This window comes from Pseudomonas sp. NPDC090201, assembly GCF_044746825.1.
In the GTDB taxonomy this organism is placed as follows: Bacteria; Pseudomonadota; Gammaproteobacteria; order Pseudomonadales; family Pseudomonadaceae; genus Aquipseudomonas; species Aquipseudomonas putida_AD.
The window spans coordinates 691950-708233 of record NZ_JBIVCX010000001.1; the positions used below are offsets into that span (position 1 = coordinate 691950).

19 protein-coding genes are annotated in these 16284 nt (G+C 61.0%); 9 read left to right on the forward strand and 10 right to left on the reverse strand.

Annotated features, from left to right (window positions below):
* Positions 1–94: 94 nt before the first annotated feature.
* Both ACIPOO_RS03220 and ACIPOO_RS03225 read right to left on the reverse strand, forming a co-directional pair.
* Complete coding sequence (locus tag ACIPOO_RS03220) at positions 95–502, reverse strand: DUF2177 family protein (RefSeq protein WP_400604366.1); 408 nt, start codon at positions 500–502, stop codon at positions 95–97.
* A gap of 27 nt (positions 503–529) precedes the next feature.
* Positions 530–1366: a S1 RNA-binding domain-containing protein gene (locus tag ACIPOO_RS03225; RefSeq protein WP_400604368.1), complete on the reverse strand. Its 837-nt coding sequence runs from the start codon at positions 1364–1366 to the stop codon at positions 530–532.
* Positions 1367–1734: 368 nt separating this feature from the next.
* Here ACIPOO_RS03225 and ACIPOO_RS03230 point away from each other — a divergent pair, with 368 nt between their 5' ends.
* From ACIPOO_RS03230 to ACIPOO_RS03245, 4 genes are all read left to right on the forward strand, one after another.
* Positions 1735–1914, forward strand: coding sequence for a hypothetical protein (locus ACIPOO_RS03230; RefSeq protein WP_274134331.1), 180 nt, complete (start codon positions 1735–1737; stop codon positions 1912–1914).
* A 181-nt stretch (positions 1915–2095) separates the two neighbouring features.
* Complete coding sequence (locus ACIPOO_RS03235; protein WP_400604370.1) at positions 2096–2581, forward strand: hypothetical protein; 486 nt, start codon at positions 2096–2098, stop codon at positions 2579–2581.
* Between the two features lie 170 nt (positions 2582–2751).
* Positions 2752–3495, forward strand: a complete 744-nt coding sequence (locus ACIPOO_RS03240; RefSeq protein ID WP_400604372.1) for a TorF family putative porin — start codon at positions 2752–2754, stop codon at positions 3493–3495.
* A 63-nt stretch (positions 3496–3558) separates the two neighbouring features.
* Positions 3559–4428 (forward strand): DUF6279 family lipoprotein, encoded by an 870-nt coding sequence (locus tag ACIPOO_RS03245; RefSeq protein ID WP_400604374.1) that lies wholly within the window; start codon positions 3559–3561, stop codon positions 4426–4428.
* Positions 4429–4544: 116 nt separating this feature from the next.
* On the opposite strand, the gene ACIPOO_RS03250 is transcribed toward ACIPOO_RS03245, so the two are convergent.
* Positions 4545–4940 (reverse strand): transcriptional regulator, encoded by a 396-nt coding sequence (locus tag ACIPOO_RS03250; protein ID WP_274134327.1) that lies wholly within the window; start codon positions 4938–4940, stop codon positions 4545–4547.
* Positions 4941–5121: 181 nt separating this feature from the next.
* Here ACIPOO_RS03250 and ACIPOO_RS03255 point away from each other — a divergent pair, with 181 nt between their 5' ends.
* Positions 5122–5397, forward strand: a complete 276-nt coding sequence (locus ACIPOO_RS03255) for a hypothetical protein (protein WP_400604377.1) — start codon at positions 5122–5124, stop codon at positions 5395–5397.
* Between the two features lie 112 nt (positions 5398–5509).
* Here the strand turns inward: ACIPOO_RS03255 and ACIPOO_RS03260 are convergent, their stop codons facing one another.
* Positions 5510–6862 (reverse strand): DEAD/DEAH box helicase, encoded by a 1353-nt coding sequence (locus ACIPOO_RS03260; protein WP_274134325.1) that lies wholly within the window; start codon positions 6860–6862, stop codon positions 5510–5512.
* Between the two features lie 392 nt (positions 6863–7254).
* On the opposite strand from ACIPOO_RS03260, the gene ACIPOO_RS03265 reads away from it, so the two are divergent.
* From ACIPOO_RS03265 to ACIPOO_RS03280, 4 genes are read left to right on the forward strand one after another with little or no spacing between them, the layout of a single operon-like run.
* Complete coding sequence (locus tag ACIPOO_RS03265; protein ID WP_274134324.1) at positions 7255–7731, forward strand: formate dehydrogenase subunit gamma; 477 nt, start codon at positions 7255–7257, stop codon at positions 7729–7731.
* Positions 7731–9290, forward strand: coding sequence for a formate dehydrogenase beta subunit (locus tag ACIPOO_RS03270; RefSeq protein WP_400604380.1), 1560 nt, complete (start codon positions 7731–7733; stop codon positions 9288–9290). Before ACIPOO_RS03265 ends, ACIPOO_RS03270 begins: the two co-directional genes overlap by 1 nt.
* On the forward strand, positions 9287–12172 hold the full coding sequence (gene fdhF, locus ACIPOO_RS03275; RefSeq protein ID WP_400604382.1) for a formate dehydrogenase subunit alpha: 2886 nt from the start codon (positions 9287–9289) through the stop codon (positions 12170–12172). Before ACIPOO_RS03270 ends, fdhF begins: the two co-directional genes overlap by 4 nt.
* The gene (locus ACIPOO_RS03280) at positions 12169–12390 is read left to right on the forward strand and encodes a formate dehydrogenase subunit delta (protein ID WP_274134321.1); all 222 of its coding nucleotides are present in this window, start codon (positions 12169–12171) and stop codon (positions 12388–12390) included. The genes fdhF and ACIPOO_RS03280 overlap by 4 nt, the downstream gene beginning before the upstream one ends.
* Before the next feature lie 203 nt (positions 12391–12593).
* Here ACIPOO_RS03280 and ACIPOO_RS03285 read toward each other — a convergent pair whose 3' ends face one another.
* The 6 genes from ACIPOO_RS03285 to ACIPOO_RS03310 all read right to left on the reverse strand — a co-directional run bounded on the left by ACIPOO_RS03285 (position 12594) and on the right by ACIPOO_RS03310 (position 16258).
* A complete protein-coding gene (locus tag ACIPOO_RS03285; RefSeq protein WP_400604385.1) occupies positions 12594–12821 on the reverse strand; it encodes a hypothetical protein in 228 nt (75 codons plus the stop codon).
* Between the two features lie 228 nt (positions 12822–13049).
* On the reverse strand, positions 13050–13616 hold the full coding sequence (locus ACIPOO_RS03290) for a hypothetical protein (protein WP_400604387.1): 567 nt from the start codon (positions 13614–13616) through the stop codon (positions 13050–13052).
* A gap of 3 nt (positions 13617–13619) precedes the next feature.
* Positions 13620–13856: a hypothetical protein gene (locus ACIPOO_RS03295; protein WP_400604389.1), complete on the reverse strand. Its 237-nt coding sequence runs from the start codon at positions 13854–13856 to the stop codon at positions 13620–13622.
* Positions 13857–14008: 152 nt separating this feature from the next.
* On the reverse strand, positions 14009–14875 hold the full coding sequence (locus ACIPOO_RS03300; protein ID WP_400604391.1) for a carboxylate/amino acid/amine transporter: 867 nt from the start codon (positions 14873–14875) through the stop codon (positions 14009–14011).
* Positions 14876–15190: 315 nt separating this feature from the next.
* A complete protein-coding gene (locus ACIPOO_RS03305) occupies positions 15191–15790 on the reverse strand; it encodes an FMN-dependent NADH-azoreductase (RefSeq protein WP_400604393.1) in 600 nt (199 codons plus the stop codon).
* Positions 15791–15943: 153 nt separating this feature from the next.
* Positions 15944–16258: a 3-phosphoglycerate kinase gene (locus ACIPOO_RS03310; protein WP_274134315.1), complete on the reverse strand. Its 315-nt coding sequence runs from the start codon at positions 16256–16258 to the stop codon at positions 15944–15946.
* Positions 16259–16284 lie beyond the last annotated feature (26 nt).

Genomic DNA, 16284 nt, shown 5'->3' on the forward strand with positions numbered 1-16284 from the left:
ACCACGTTCCTGTAGGAGTGAGCTTGCTCGCGATGACGGTGTGTCAGTTATTGCATGAGTGCCTGACAAGCCGCCATCGCGAGCAAGCTCACTCCTACAGAGAACCAAATCGGCGTACCACCAGGTAGCCCGCCGCGCCTGCCACTCCCGAGGCAAAAGTGCCCCAGGCCCAGTCGATCAGCGCCAGTTGCGCGGGCCAGCCGCTGAGCGTTGCCCAGTTGGTCAGGTCATAGGTGCCGTATGCCATCAACCCCAGCAGCGCACTGTGGCCCGCCGCATGCCCAAGGCTCGACGCGCGCACCCCGGGCAACACGCCAAACACCACGATGCCGACGACGTAGATCAGATAGAACAGCACCGCCGGCAATATCACCGGCTGCGCCAGCATCAAGGGTCCGAGCCAGTCGCGGTAGGTCGGCCCCATCAACAGTCCAAGCCAGAGTCCGTCGAGCAGCAGGAACGCTGCGAGAGTGGACAGGTACGCGCCGAGCAGTCGTTTCATGGGACCATCCTCTGGTGAACCGCGTGGTCAGACCAGCTCGATGCGGTCTGGGTGAATCACGATCTGGCCCTGTTTGTACAACGCGCCAATGGCCTTCTTGAAGTTGCCCTTGCTCACGCCGAACAGGTCACTGATGACCGCCGGATCGCTCTTGTCGCTGACCGGCAACATACCGTTGTTTTCACGCAACTTGCCGATGATCTTGGCATTCAGGCCCGTGGCCAGTTGTTCGCCCACCGGTTGCAGGCTCAGGCTGATCTTGCCATCGCTGCGCACTTCCTTGATGAAGCCTTTCTCCTGTTTGCCCGAACGCAGGAACTTGAACACTTCGTTCTTGTGGATCAGGCCCCAGTGCCGGTTGTTGATGATGGCCTTGAAACCCATCGCGGTTTCTTCCACCACCAGCAGGTCCACTTCCTGGCCTGCGCTGTAGTTGGCAGGCGTCTTGTCCAGGTAGCGGTCAAGACGCGTGGTGGCAGTGATGCGGCGGGTGTGCTTGTCGAGGTAGACGTGCACCACGCAGTAGTCACCGGCCTTGAGCGGGCGTTTTTCCTCGGAATACGGCAGCAGCAGATCCTTGGGCAGGCCCCAGTCCAGGAAGATACCGATGCTGTTGACTTCAACCACTTTGAGGCTGGCGAATTCACCGACTTGCACTTTCGGCTTTTCGGTCGTTGCGATTAATTTGTCATCGCTGTCCATGTAAATGAACACATTAAGCCAGTCTTCATCTTCACTGGGCGTGTCCTTGGGAATATATCGATTGGGCAGCAATATCTCGCCATCTTGTGCCCCATCAAGATACAGACCGAAGTTTGTATGTTTAACCACTTGCAAACTGTTGTAACGCCCGATTAAAGCCATGTGCAGATACCCTCATAACGTGGGCGGCATTCTACCCGAGTTTGGCAGCACATTCGCGGTCCTGCGAACGAGCCGCCTCGAAGCCTTCGCCACGCCTTGAAAATCAAGGTATTGGCAGCACCGGGCAGCTTGGCCGGTTCGGAAATCGGGCCACTCGTCAGGTTGCGGCGAAAATATCGCAGCCCAATGGGCTCGCAAAAATCCGGCAAGCCGGCAATTAAAACAGGCAGTTAGACGATTGTTCCGGGAAATGAATAGCCTCGTGAAATTCGGGCCACTGGCTGTCAAGGCTATATTTACCGGGCTATTTTGCGGCCAGTGAGATAAGATGGCCGGCCGTATTAATTTTTAATAGGTTAATTACAGCCATGCGCGTAAAAGCATCCCAGTCGAAAGCCAAGCCTGCTCCCGCCGTTGAAACCAGCGACTCGATCAACGCTCAGATCGCAGCTTTCCTGAAATCCGGCGGTGAAATCCAGCAGATTGCCAAAGGCGTCAGCGGCCAGACCTACACCACCTCGAAGCAGATCTCCCTGGGTAAAAAGTAAATTTTTCCCCGCCTGCGCGGTCGACATCCAGGCGCCTTGATTCCAGGGCGCCAGGTCCATCGCCCTGCTGTTCCGAAAAAGCTCTGCTTTACTGTCACGTCATGATGCGTTCGTCCTGAACGACCCAGGCGTACAGGCTGGACGATGCCCTGATCACCAGACATCTCTGCGGAACCCCTACATGAAAAAATGGATGTTTCTCGGCGCACTGCTATGCGTTGGCCTGGGTGGATGTGCGACACACGGTTGTGACACCGCCACCGTAGGCAGCAACTGCCGCACGGACTATCTCCTTTTCCAGAATGACATGCTCCAGGCGAAGTGGATCATCAACGAACGCCGCCAGGAGAGCTACGAGCTGGCCAATGCGCTGCTGGCCCGCGCGGCTCGCCAGGACAAGACCGGCGAGGCCGAGTTTTATCAGGCCGTGCTGCTGCTGCGCCTGAACGCCTCGGGCTCTCAGGTCCACGACATGCTCCAGGAATCGGCCGATCGCAAGTACCCGCTGTCCATCGCATTGCTGGCGCAGCTGTCGGGATCGGTGGACCAGGAAAAGGCCCACATGTACCGCCTCAAGTACGATGAACTGGACGTCGCCAAAAGCGGCTATCCGTCATTTGCCCAGGCGCTCGTGGTGGTCAACAAGCTGATTTCCCAGAACAACTGATCGCGAAGTTCGGATTTTCTGCGATGAATCGACCAGCGGTCGAAACATCGCGGCATTCGCCGGTATGCTTGCGAGGCTCTAGCTCGCGGTTCCTGTCGTATCATCGGGGTTTTGCCACAACGCCGACAGGACATTTTCGATCCACTCCTCGCAATCCCAAGGAGTGAAGCATGCCTCATGCTCGCCTTTTCAACCGGCAGACCACTGCCCTGCTCGTCTGTGCCCTGCTGGTGCACACGCACGCCAGCGCCCAGGTGATGGAGCGCGATCTTGGCGACTTCAGCCTCAAGCTCGGCACCACGCCCAGCCGCAGCATGGCCCAGGGGCTGGTGACGCCCAGCGCGGGGGATTCGGCGTTTCATGGCGGCCTGGACCTGACCCACGAGAGCGGCTTCTACTTCGGCCAATGGTCCCCCAGCGCAGGGCTGACGCCGGACACCACGCTGGAAGTCGATTCATACATGGGCTTCAAGAAGCCGTTCGACAAGACCCTGGGCTACGAGCTGGGCGTCATCCGCTACAGCTACCCCAACACCGACCAGATCGACAGCCACGAGCTGTACGCCGGGTTTCGCATCTTCGACAGCCGCATCGGCACCGCTTTCAGCACCGACGCCGGGCGCCAGGACAGCACTCTGTTCCTGGACCTTGGCGGGATCGTGCCGCTGGGCCTGGACATGCGCATGCAATACGGCAATCACCAGCTCGACTCTCCGGCCATCATCGACGGTGGTGGCATGGTCAGCGCTTATAACGACTGGTCGTTCAACGTCTCCCGTCCCTGGCTCGGCATGGACATGAACCTGATGTACAGCGGTTCGAGCCTGAGCGGCGCGAGCTGCACCGCCTACAGCGGGCATAACAGCCAGTGCGAAAGCACGGTGACGCTCAAAGTGGTGCGCTCATTCTTCTGATGGGCTGAACCGCCACGGCCCGGCTTGCTCTATAACTGGGAGACGAAACGGCAAGGAGCTGTCATGCGTACCCTGTTCAAGACCTGCATTGCGTTGTGGCTGAGCCTGATGCTGCTGGCGGGCTGCAGTCAGATCGGTCTGACGTACCGGCATCTGGACCTCATCATTCCCTGGTCGCTCAACGACTACCTGGACATGAATGCCACGCAAAAGGACTGGCTCGACGAGCGCCTCAAGGAGCACCTGAGCTGGCACTGCACCACGCAGATTCCCGACTACCTGGCCTGGCTCGATCGCCTTGAGGGGATGGTGCAGAGCAATCAGGTCAACGAAGCCCAACTCAAGGCGCGCACCGCCGAAGCGCGTCAGGCCATTGCCACCGTTTCGCGGGAGATCACGCCGTCGGCGGTCGAATTGTTGCGTCAGCTTAATGACCAGCAAGTGGCGGAGATGGAAGCGGCCTTTGCCAAGGACATGCGCAAGCACGAATCCGAATACGTGGACCAGCCACTGGACCGCCAGGTCGCCGACCGCGCACAGCGCATGGAAAAACGTCTGAACCCGTGGATCGGCAAACTCAGCCCGGTGCAACGCGAGCGGGTGATGCAGTGGTCAACTTCGCTGGGCGAGCAGAACCGCCTGTGGATCGACAACCGCGCCCACTGGCAGTCATTGCTGGTGACGGCGGTCAAACAGCGTCAGGCGCCGGATTTCGATCAGAAGATTGCCAAACTGCTGCAGGATCGCGAAACGTTCTGGACGCCTGAATATCGCGCGGCCTACGACCATACCGAGCAAGCGGCGATAGCGTTGATCAGCGACCTGATGGCGCAAAGCTCACCGGAGCAGCGTCAGAAGTTGATGGAGAAGATCGCGGACGTGCGGCAGGATTTCAATAATCTGAGTTGCTTGAAGGCCGCCAAAAACACATAACCCGTAGGAGCGCGCTTGGCCTGGGCCGCATCCGGACGACGGGGGTGTGTCAGACGATGAATGCGTCACATACACACCGCCGTCGCGGGCAAGCGCGCTCCTACAACGGTCTCCCGCTATGCCACCTGCGCCTTGGACGACACCTCGTCAAAGGTATCGGGGTCCAGCGCGTCGGCCTGCTCATCGAGCACCTGGCGTGGGTGGTCGTTGCCGGGGATGCTGCTGTCGATCATCGCCAGCAGGCTCGCACCGCGCGGAGTCAGGACGAAATTCTCGCCGTTGCCGCCCTCTTCTTCCGGACGCGATTCGATGAATCCGCGTTTGAACAGCAACGCCTCAAAGTCGGCAGCGCGCATTTTCAGGGCGTCCAGGTCACCGGTGCTTTCACCCTCGGCGGCCTTGGCGGCGGCGTGTTCCTCGGCGTATTTGCGGGGAGCAAACGGCTTGTCGGCGCTGTTTTGCACCTCATGCAGCAGACGTTCGATCAGATCCCAGTCGTATTTGTCAGACATATCCAACCTCCAGGAGCAGGGATGAAAACCCGTGACGTCCGGCCAGCGGGCTTGGTGCTCAGAATTGTGACCGGGCGTAGCGGTAGCCGTTCAGCCGGCTGGCCCAGCGGTCAATGCCTGAACTTTCCCCTGCCCTTGCGCCTCCATTCAAGTAAGCCCGCACTGGATACAGAGGCCACCCATGAAAACCCTGACAAGCATTACCGCTGCGCTCATGCTGCTGGCGGCCACGCCCCTCTGGGCCTGCACGCCCGAAGAGGCACAAGCCAAGCGCGAACAACTGGCGCAGGAAGTCGAGAAACTGACTCAGCAGAACCCGGCCAAGGCCAAGGAGCTGAATCAGGAGATCAAGGACATGCAACTGGAAACCGCATCCAAGGATCTGCCGGACAAATGCCAGTTGATCGATCAGCGGTTGAAGGAGATGGATGAAGCCGCAAAAAAAGCCGACGGATAGATCAGCCCCTGTAGGAGCGCGCTTGCCCGCGACGGCGGTGTGTCAGACGATACAAGCGTCATAGAGACACAGTAATCGCGGGCAAGCGCGCTCCTACAGTGTAAGGCGTGGGTTACTCGCTGACCGCCGGGCGGGTCACGCGCTTTTTCAGGGGCGCCATGCCGTCCTGGCTGACCAGCGACTCGGCTTTCGGACGATTCACCGTCTTGCGCTTGGTCGGGCCCTTGGCGACGGCTTTTTTCTTGTCGCCCTTCTTGTCACCCTTGCCGTCGGTCTTTTTCTTCTTCACGCCCACGGCTTTGCCCGACGCCTTGACCTTCTTCGGCCCTGTATAGGTGCCTTTGACTTCCTTGATCGTGCGGCGCTCGAACTTCTGCTTCAGGTAACGCTCGATGCTGGACATCAGGTTCCAGTCACCGTGGGTGATCAGCGAGATCGCCAGACCCTCGGCGCCGGCACGGCCAGTACGGCCGATGCGGTGCACGTAGTCGTCGCCGGTGCGCGGCATGTCGAAGTTGATGACCATGTCCAGGCCCTCGACGTCCAGGCCACGGGCCGCGACGTCAGTGGCCACCAGGATCTTCACCCCGCCTTGCTTGAGGCGGTCGATCGCCAGCTTGCGGTCTTTCTGGTCCTTCTCGCCGTGCAGCACGAAGGTCTTGTACTCCAGCGCGACCAGACGGCCATAGATGCGGTCGGCCATGGCGCGGGTGTTGGTGAAGATGATCGCCTTCTTGTACGTCTCGTTGGCCAGCAGCCAGTGCAGGACCTGTTCCTTGTGCACGTTGTGGTCAGCGGTAATGATCTGCTGACGGGTGCCTTCGGCCAGTTCGCTGACGTTGTTGACCTGCAGGTGCTGCGGATCCTTGAGCACCTTGGCGATCATCTCGCGCAGGCCCGAACCACCGGTGGTGGCCGAGAACAGCATGGTCTGCTGGCGGTTGGCGCATTCGCCGGCCAGACGCTCGACGTCTTCGGCAAAGCCCATGTCAAGCATGCGGTCGGCTTCGTCCAGCACCAGCAGCTCAACGTGCTTGAGGTCCAGGTTGCCCGCGTTCAGTTGCTCCAGCAGACGGCCAGGGGTGCCGATCAGGATGTCCGGGACCTTGCGCAGCATGGCGGCCTGGACCTTGAAGTCCTCGCCGCCGGTGATCAGGCCTGCCTTGATGAAGGTGAACTGGGAAAAACGCTCGACTTCCTTGAGGGTCTGCTGCGCAAGCTCGCGGGTCGGCAGCAGGATCAGTGCGCGAATGTCGACGCGCACCTTGGCCGGGCCGATCAGGCGGTTGAGCATCGGCAGCACGAACGCGGCGGTCTTGCCGCTGCCGGTTTGCGCCGTCACCCGCAGGTCGCGTCCTTCCAGTGCCAGCGGAATGGCCGCTGTTTGCACAGGCGTAGGCTCGACGAAATTGAGTTCGGCCACGGCTTTGAGCAGGCGTTCGTGCAGGGCGAATTGGGAGAACACGGGTGTTACCTCGGCGGAATGCGAAAAAACAGTCGCATAGGTTACCGGTTTAAGGCGCCTTAGCCGAGCCTCTTTAGCGCCAACGGCCGATTTTGTTACAGGATTTCGCCTGTGCACTGGCTTGTGGCGGTTCCCTTCTACACTCAAGGGGTGGTCGCAGAGAGAACCGAACAGGTCGCTTTGGTGCGCGATCGGCCAAAGCGCCATGGCAAGCTGCCCTTTAGCCCTTGATGAGGTGTGGCGCAGACCGCACCGGGCAAAACAAGACGCCCGACAAGGGTGCCCTGGCCAACGGCCTGAACTGCCACGAAGCCGTGACGTGGCGCGGCCGCAGCCGACACTTTCGGACAACCGACTACCCCTGGTATGTCCGTGACCGTGAGGAATGCTGTATGCCTGATGAGATGTCGTACCTGCCGATGGTCAACCACGTGCTGGAGCGCCACAAAGGCTCCCCCGGCGCGCTGCTGCCCATACTCCACGAGATTCAGGAGGGCATCGGCTACATCCCCGATGTCACCGTCCCCGAAATAGCCCACGCCCTCAACCTGAGCCAGGCCGAAGTGCGCGGGGTGATCAGCTTCTACCATGACTTTCGCACTGCGCCGCCCGCGCGCCACATCCTGCGCCTGTGCCGTGCCGAGTCCTGCAAGAGCCGCGGCGCCGAGCAACTGGCCGCGCAATTGCGCGAACGCCTGCATCTGGACGACCACGGCAGCAGCGCCGACGGCAACATCAGCCTGCGCCCGGTCTATTGCCTGGGAGCCTGCGCCTGCTCGCCGGCGCTGGAACTGGACGGCAAGATTCATGCGCGCCTGAGCGCCGAGCGCCTGAACAGGCTGATCGACGCGTGTCAGGAGGGTGCGTGATGACCCATCTCTACCTGCCTGTCGATTCACTGGCCCGCGCCGTGGGCTCCGATGAGGTGGCCGTGGCCCTGGCCAGCGAGGCGCGCAAACGCAACCTGCCGCTGGACCTGCACCACACCAGCTCCCGGGGCCTGTACTGGCTCGAACCGCTGCTGGAAATGGACACCCCGCAAGGCCGCATCGGCTTCGGCCCGCTGACCGCCGAAGACGTGCCCGGCGTGCTCGACGCCCTGCAAGGTGAACCTTCAAGCCATCCGCTGGCCCTGGGCCTGGTGGAAGAGCTGCCCTATCTCAAATCCCAGCAACGCCTGCTGTTTGCCCGCGCGGGCATTACCCAGCCGCTGTCGCTGGATGACTACCGCAGCCACGGCGGCTTCGAGGGCCTGACCCGGGCCATCGCCGTCGGCGGCGAACAGACCGCCACCGAAGTGTTCGATTCGGGCCTGCGCGGACGCGGCGGTGCGGCGTTCCCTGCCGGGATCAAATGGCGCACGGTGCGCGGCACCCAGGCTGCGCAGAAATACATTGTGTGCAACGCCGACGAAGGCGACTCCGGCACTTTCGCCGACCGCATGCTGATGGAAGGCGACCCCTTCCTGCTGATCGAAGGCATGGCCATCGCCGGCATTACAGTGGGGGCGAATTACGGCTACATCTACGTGCGCTCCGAATACCCGCAAGCCATCGCCACCCTGCGCGAAGCGCTGGACATCGCCCGCACCGCTGGCTACCTGGGCGCCGATGTCGGCGGCAGCGGCCTGGCGTTCGACATGGAAGTGCGAGTCGGCGCCGGCGCCTACATCTGCGGCGAGGAAACCGCCCTGCTGGATTCCCTGGAAGGCAAACGCGGCATCGTTCGCGCCAAGCCGCCGATCCCCGCATTGCAAGGCCTGTTCGGCCAGCCAACCCTGGTGCACAACGTGCTGACCCTGGCCTCAGTGCCCATCATCCTGGCCAAGGGCGCGCAGTTCTATCGCGACTACGGCATGGGCCGCTCCACCGGCACCATGCCCTTCCAGCTGGCCGGCAACATTCGCCATGGCGGGCTGGTGGAGCGGGCGTTCGGCCTGACCCTGCGCGAGCTGGTGGAAGACTACGGCGGCGGCACGGCCAGTGGCCGGCCCTTGAAAGCCGCCCAGGTCGGCGGCCCGCTGGGCACCTGGGTGCCGCCTGAACATTTCGACACCCCGCTGGATTACGAAGCCTTCGCCGCCATTGGCGCAATGCTCGGCCACGGCGGTGTGGTGGTCGCCGACGACACGCTGGACATGGCCCACATGGCGCGCTTCGCCATGCAGTTCTGCGCCGAAGAATCCTGCGGCAAGTGCACGCCCTGCCGCATCGGCTCGACCCGCGGCATGGAGGTCATCGACCGCATTCTCGCCGCGCCCGACCAGGGCAAGCGCACGGAACAGGCCATCGTCCTCAAGGATCTGTGCGACACCCTGCAGTACGGCTCGCTTTGCGCGTTGGGCGGCATGAGTGCCTTCCCGGTCGCCAGCGCACTCAAATACTTCCCCGCCGACTTCGGTCTGCAAGCCTCGGAGGCCGAACAATGATCACTATTTTCGATCCGAAAACCGACATCGATCTGGGCACACCGGCGCGGGAAAGTCAGGTGCAGGTCACCCTCAACATCGACGGGCGCAGCATCACCGTGCCCGAAGGCACCTCGGTCATGCGCGCCGCGGCGCTGATGGGCACCACCATCCCCAAACTCTGTGCCACCGACAGCCTGGAAGCGTTCGGCTCGTGCCGCATGTGCCTGGTGGAAATCGACGGCATGCGCGGCTATCCCGCGTCCTGCACCACACCGGTCAGCGAAGGCATGAGCGTGCACACCCACACGCCCAAGCTCGCCACCCTGCGCCGCAACGTCATGGAGCTGTACATCTCCGACCACCCGCTGGACTGCCTGACCTGCTCGGCCAACGGCAACTGCGAGCTGCAGACCGTGGCCGGCCAGGTGGGCCTGCGCGAAGTGCGCTACGGCTATGAGGGCGAGAACCATCTGAGCGATGCCAAAGACACCTCCAACCCCTATTTCGACTACGACCCGAGCAAGTGCATCGTCTGCAACCGCTGCGTGCGTGCCTGTGAAGAAACCCAGGGCACCTTCGCCCTGACCGTGTCCGGGCGCGGTTTCGAATCGCGTATTTCGGCCGCCGGTGGCGACAACTTCCTGGACTCCGAATGCGTGTCCTGCGGTGCCTGCGTGCAGGCCTGCCCGACCGCCACGCTGATGGAAAAAAGCGTGGTGCAGATGGGCCAGCCCGAGCGCAGCGTGATCACCACCTGCGCCTATTGCGGCGTCGGCTGCTCGTTCCGCGCCGAGATGAAGGGCGACCAACTGGTGCGCATGGTTCCGGACAAGAACGGCCAGGCCAACCACGGCCACTCCTGCGTCAAGGGTCGCTTCGCCTGGGGTTACGCCACCCACCCGGATCGCATCACCAAGCCGATGATCCGCAAGCACATCAACGACCCGTGGCAGGAAGTCAGCTGGGATGAGGCCGTGACCTACGCCGCCAGCGAATTCCGCCGCCTGCAACAGCAATACGGTCGCGACTCCATCGGCGGCATCACTTCCAGCCGCTGCACCAACGAGGAAACCTATCTGGTGCAGAAACTGGTGCGCACCGCGTTTGGCAACAACAACGTCGACACCTGCGCCCGCGTCTGCCACTCGCCCACCGGTTATGGCCTGAAACAGACCCTGGGTGAATCCGCCGGGACCCAGAGCTTCGATTCGGTGATGAAAGCCGACGTGATCCTGGTCATGGGCGCCAACCCCAGCGACGCCCACCCGGTGTTCGGCTCCCAGCTCAAGCGCCGCCTGCGTGAAGGCGCGCGGCTGATCGTCATCGACCCACGGCGCATCGATCTGGTGGACTCGGTCCATGCCCGCGCCGAGCTGCACCTGGCCCTGCGTCCGGGCACCAACGTGGCCATGCTCAACGCCCTGGCCCACGTCATCGTGACCGAAGGCCTGCTGGACCAGGCGTTCATCGACGAGCGCTGCGAAACCGTCGATTTCGCCCGCTGGAGCGCCTTCGTCAGCCAGCCTGAAAACGCCCCTGAAGTGCTGGGCCTGATCTGTGGCGTGCCGGCAGAAGACATCCGCGCAGCAGCGCGCCTGTACGCCACTGGCGGCAACGCAGCGATCTACTACGGCCTGGGCGTCACCGAACACAGCCAGGGCAGCACCTCGGTCATGGGCATCGCCAACCTTGCGATGGCCACCGGCAACATCGGCCGTGAAGGCGTGGGCGTGAACCCCTTGCGCGGGCAGAACAACGTCCAGGGCTCCTGCGACATGGGCTCCTTCCCCCACGAATTGCCCGGCTACCGGCACATCTCCAACGAAGTGGTGCGCGCGCAGTTCGAGCAGGCGTGGAACGTCACCCTGCAACCCGACCCGGGCCTGCGCATCCCGAACATGTTCGAATCGGCGCTGGCGGGCAGTTTCAAGGGCCTGTATTGCCAAGGTGAGGACATCGCCCAGAGCGATCCGAACACCCAGCACGTGACCGCAGCACTGTCAGCCATGGAGTGCGTGGTGGTGCAGGACATCTTCCTCAATGAAACCGCCAAGTTCGCCCACGTGTTCCTGCCGGGCAGCTCGTTTCTGGAGAAGGACGGCACCTTCACCAATGCCGAGCGCCGCATCTCCCGCGTGCGCAAGGTCATGGACCCGCTGGGTGGCAAGGCCGACTGGGAAGGCACGGTGGCGCTGGCAAACGCCCTGGGCTACCCGATGAACTACAGCCATCCGTCGCAGATCATGGATGAGATCGCCAGCCTGACGCCGACCTTCACCAACGTCAGCTACGCAAGCCTGGATCAACACGGCAGCCTGCAATGGCCATGCAACGAAGCAGCGCCCGACGGCACGCCGACCATGCACATCGATGCATTCGTACGCGGCAAGGGGCGCTTCATGCTCACCGGCTACGTGCCCACCGAGGAAAAGGTCAACACCCGCTACCCACTGCTGCTGACCACCGGCCGCATCCTCAGCCAGTACAACGTCGGCGCCCAGACCCGACGCACGGAAAACGTCGCCTGGCACGAGGAGGACCGGCTGGAAATTCACCCCACCGACGCCGAAAGCCGTGGCATCAACGAGGGCGACTGGGTCGGCATCGGCAGCCGCTCGGGGCAAACCGTGTTGCGTGCACGGGTGACTGAACGGGTTGCACCGGGCGTGGTGTACACCACCTTCCACTTCCCGGAATCAGGCGCCAACGTGATCACCACCGACAACTCCGACTGGGCCACCAACTGCCCGGAATACAAGGTCACCGCTGTGGAGGTCAGCCGCGTCTACCACCCTTCCGAATGGCAGAAACGCTACCAGGCCTTCAGCGACGAGCAACAACGCCTGCTCGATGAACGCCGTCAGGCACGCGCTGACGCGAAAGTCGAGGTGCGCCGATGAGCAATGAAAGCCTGATCAAGATGGCCAACCAGATTGCCCAGTACTTCAGCACCGAACCTGATGAGGAGGTGGCGGTAAAAGGCGTTCGTAATCACATGCAGATGTTCTGGACGCCAGGCATGCGCAAGGAACTGCTGGCCTTGCAGAGCGGCCATGAGGGCGCCCAGCTGCACCCGCTGGCGCAGGTGGCGGTCAGCGGCGCGGGTTGGGGGTCATAGCCCTTCGCTTTTGTAGGAGCGCGCTTGGTCTGGGCCGCATTCGGACGATGGCGGTGTGTCATTCTATGGTTGCGTACCTGACACACCCCTGTCGCGGGCAAGCGCGCTCCTACAGGCGGCGTAGGTAATTGCGCAAACAAAAAGCCCGGCATCCGCCGGGCTTTTGATATCGGGTCGGTTCGATCTGAACCGGGTGCCGCCTGTTACTCGTAACGCTGATAGTGCGAGCCAAATTCCTTGCGGTTCTCAGCGACGATCACTGTGCCGCTCGACTGGCTGGCGAAGGGCTTGGCGACTTGTTTGCCGTCAGCGGTGGCGTGGATGTAGGTGGGTTCCAGTACGACAGTCTGGCGGGCAGCCTGAGGCGTGGCGAAGGCAGAGCCGGCGGCCAGGAAGGAAAGTGCGAAGCCCAGGGCGATTGATTTTTTCATGATGGTATCTCCGGTAAGTGGGGGTGAATCGTTTTGTTGAAGCCAATTTAGGCTCGTTACCGAAAGATTAAAAACCACCGCTATTTATTCCAGACATCAGGAGCGCTGATAATAGTGTTTACACTATCGGGCCGATAGACGATGCACATCGGCAAATCACAAACAACAAAAAGCCCGGCATCTGCCGGGCTTTTTCATGTGCGTTCAGGTCGGACTGAACTTGCACCCTTACTCGTAACGCTGGTAGCTGGAACCGAACTCTTTGCGGTTTTCAGCGACGATTACAGTGCTGGTCGATTTGCTGTCGAACGGCTTGACCGCATCTTTGCTGGCCACTTTGCTGTCCAGAACAGTGGCGCTGGATGCATCGACGATGGCGCGTTGGTAAGTTTTCTCTGGAGCGGCGAATGCAGAACCTGCTGCCAGAACCGAAAGTGCAAAGCCGATAGCGATGGATTTTTTCATGGTCTTGATCTCCACAGAACTGTTGGTAAGTTGGGTAATTCGTTTCGTTGGAGCTAAGTTAATCGAACGGCCTGTCATTGAAAAACCAAGCGTCGGCATACTGAACATCATTGGCGGTGATGGGTGCCACCAAAGGCTCTGGCTCAACGCTTTCCCCCTGTAGGAGCGCGCTTGCCCGCGACTGCGGTGTGTCAGTTTACATTTGCGTGTATGACACACCGCAGTCGCGGGCAAGCGCGCTCCTACAGGCGGCGTAAGTAATTGCGCAAACAAAAAACCCGGCATCTGCCGGGCTTTTTCATGTGCGTTCAGGTCGGACTGAACTTGCACTTCTTACTCGTAACGCTGATAGCTCGAACCGAACTCTTTGCGGTTTTCAGCCACGATCACAGTGCTGATCGATTTGCTGTCGAAAGGTTTGACCGCATCTTTGCTGGCCACTTTGCTGTCCAGAACAGTAGCGCTGGAAGCATCGACGATAGCGCGCTGGTAAGTCTTTTGTGGGGCGGCGAAAGCAGAACCTGCTGCCAGAACCGAAAGTGCAAAGCCGATAGCGATGGATTTTTTCATGGTCTTGATCTCCGCAGAAGTGTTGGTAAGTTGGGTAATTCGTTTCGTTGGAGCCAATCTATTGGATCGGCCCCAACATGAAAAACCACCCGTGCAGATATCAAACATCAGCCGCGATGATGCAGACGAGCAGCGCGTCTAGCACCGGTGTTTCAGCGAATCGATTGCGGCTGCGCAGCACCGCGGCGGCTGATCCAGACCGAGAAAACGATCACCAGGCCACCGAAAAACAGCTTGCCCAGGTCTTCGTTGCGGCCCCAGATCAGCAGGTTGATCAACAGCCCCACCGGCACATGCAGGTTGTTCATCACCGCCAGGGTGCCGCCGTTGACCAGGCACGCGCCCTTGTTCCACCAGTACATGCCCAGTGCAGTCGATATCAGCCCCAGAAACAGCAACACGCCCCACTGCTGCGGGCCCTCGGGCAGGTGCTGGGGATTGCCGAACAGCAGGAATGCGGGCAGTGCCACGGCCAGTGCGCCGAGGTAGAAGTAGCCGAAGCGGCGGTAGTGCGGCAGATCGCTGGGGTGGCGGGCCACGAGGTGTTTGTACAGCACCTGCCCTGCTGCGTAGGTGAAGTTGGCCAGCTGCAACAACAGGAAACCGCCGAGGAAGTTCGAATCAATGCGGTCATAACGAATGATGACCGCCCCCAGTACCGCGATGATGGCTGCCAGCAGGCCCCAGGGATTGAAACGGCGATTGAGCGCATCCTCGATCAAGGTCACGTGCAATGGCGTGAGGATGGTGAACAGCAGCACTTCCGGCACCGTCAGCACCCGGAAACTCAGGTACAGGCAGACGTAGGTCACGCCGAACTGCAATGCGCCGATCAGCAGCATCCCGCGCATGAAACGCGGCTCGACCTGACGCCAGCGGGTCAACGGGATGAACACAAGCCCGGCCAGCACGACGCGGATGAGCACGGCCAGGTAACTGTCGACGTGACCTGCCAGATAAACGCCGATCAAGCTGAAGGAAAACGCCTGGATCAGCGTCACAAAGAGTAGATAACCCATGATTGCCCCTTTTTCGAAGGCGGCGACCTTAGCGGGTTCAGCCAGAGCAGTTCAAGCGCAGCAATTGTAGGAGCGCGCTTGCCCGCGATTGCGCCGGGTCAGATACATGAATTTGACTGACACACTGCCATCGCGGGCAAGCGCGCTCCTACAGGGGGGGGGTGGATCATGCAAGCAATAAAAAACCCGATGACCCGGCGCAATCAGGCGGGTCTATCGGGCAATGCACTCAGGAGCGGTTCGAGTGCCAAAGGAGTGTCGATGAACGTGAAGATAATCGCAGGCCAGGATTAACCGACCGTTAAGTCCTTCCCATCAAGCCACCTGAGCGAGTTTGGCGATGGCCTGGTTCAGGCCTTTCTGCGAGAAGTCGCCGCCCATGTTCAGGCCTTCGGCATGAATGAAGGTGACATCGTGGATCCCGACAAAGCCCAGCACCTGACGCAGGTAGGGTTCCTGATGGTCCAGCGAACTGCCGGCGTAGATACCGCCGCGAGCGGTCAGTACGTAGGCGCGCTTGCCGGTCAGCAGGCCCTGGGGGCCGGTGTCGCCGTACTTGAAGGTCACACCGGCGCGCAGCACGTGGTCGAACCAGGATTTGAGCGTGCTCGGGATCGCGAAGTTGTACATCGGCGCTGCCAGCACCACCACGTCGGCGGCCACCAGTTCGTCGGTCAGCTCGTTGGAGCGCTCCAGCGCAGCCTGTTCAACGGCGCTGCGCTGATCCTGCGGCTTCATCCAGCCACCCAGCAGCTCGCTGTCCAGGTGCGGAACCTGTTTCACCGCCAGATCGCGCACGGTGATCTCGTCGGCCGGGTGCGCAGCGCGCCATTGGCTGATGAACTGCTGGGTCAACTGACGGGATACCGAGTCTTGCTGACGGGCGCTGCTTTCGATGACGAGTACGCGGGACATGGGTTTGGCCTCTGGCGAATGAGTGTGTGGATTCGATGGAGGCCAGAGTAACGAGCAACAATTCGATAAAAAAGCGCAAAAAACTGCTACTAAATATCTATTAATTTGTTTTAAAAGCGAGAGCGATTTACTCTCTCGCCATGATCCTGACGTCTACTGCGGCTCGCAACTGAGCTTGACCCGCAGCTTGATGATCTCCCGGCTGAATTTGACAGTGACGTTGCTGCTGCTCTTTGCCGCGATCTGCACCCTGCGCGTGCGAGGGGCTTCGGGCCCGTTGTTGAATACCGCTGTGCACTTGGCAGGCACGTCGCCGTAGTTGTTAATCGTGATGTTGCCGATGTCGTAGGCCGTGTCGTGGCTGTTGTAGTCGATCTGCATGCCGTTGAGGTGTTTTTCCACATCGATCGGGTAGGCAAAGGCGCTCAGGGGCAACATCGTCAGCAGCACACAACAGAATCTTTTCATGCGGCAGTCTCCATTTATGAGGCTGC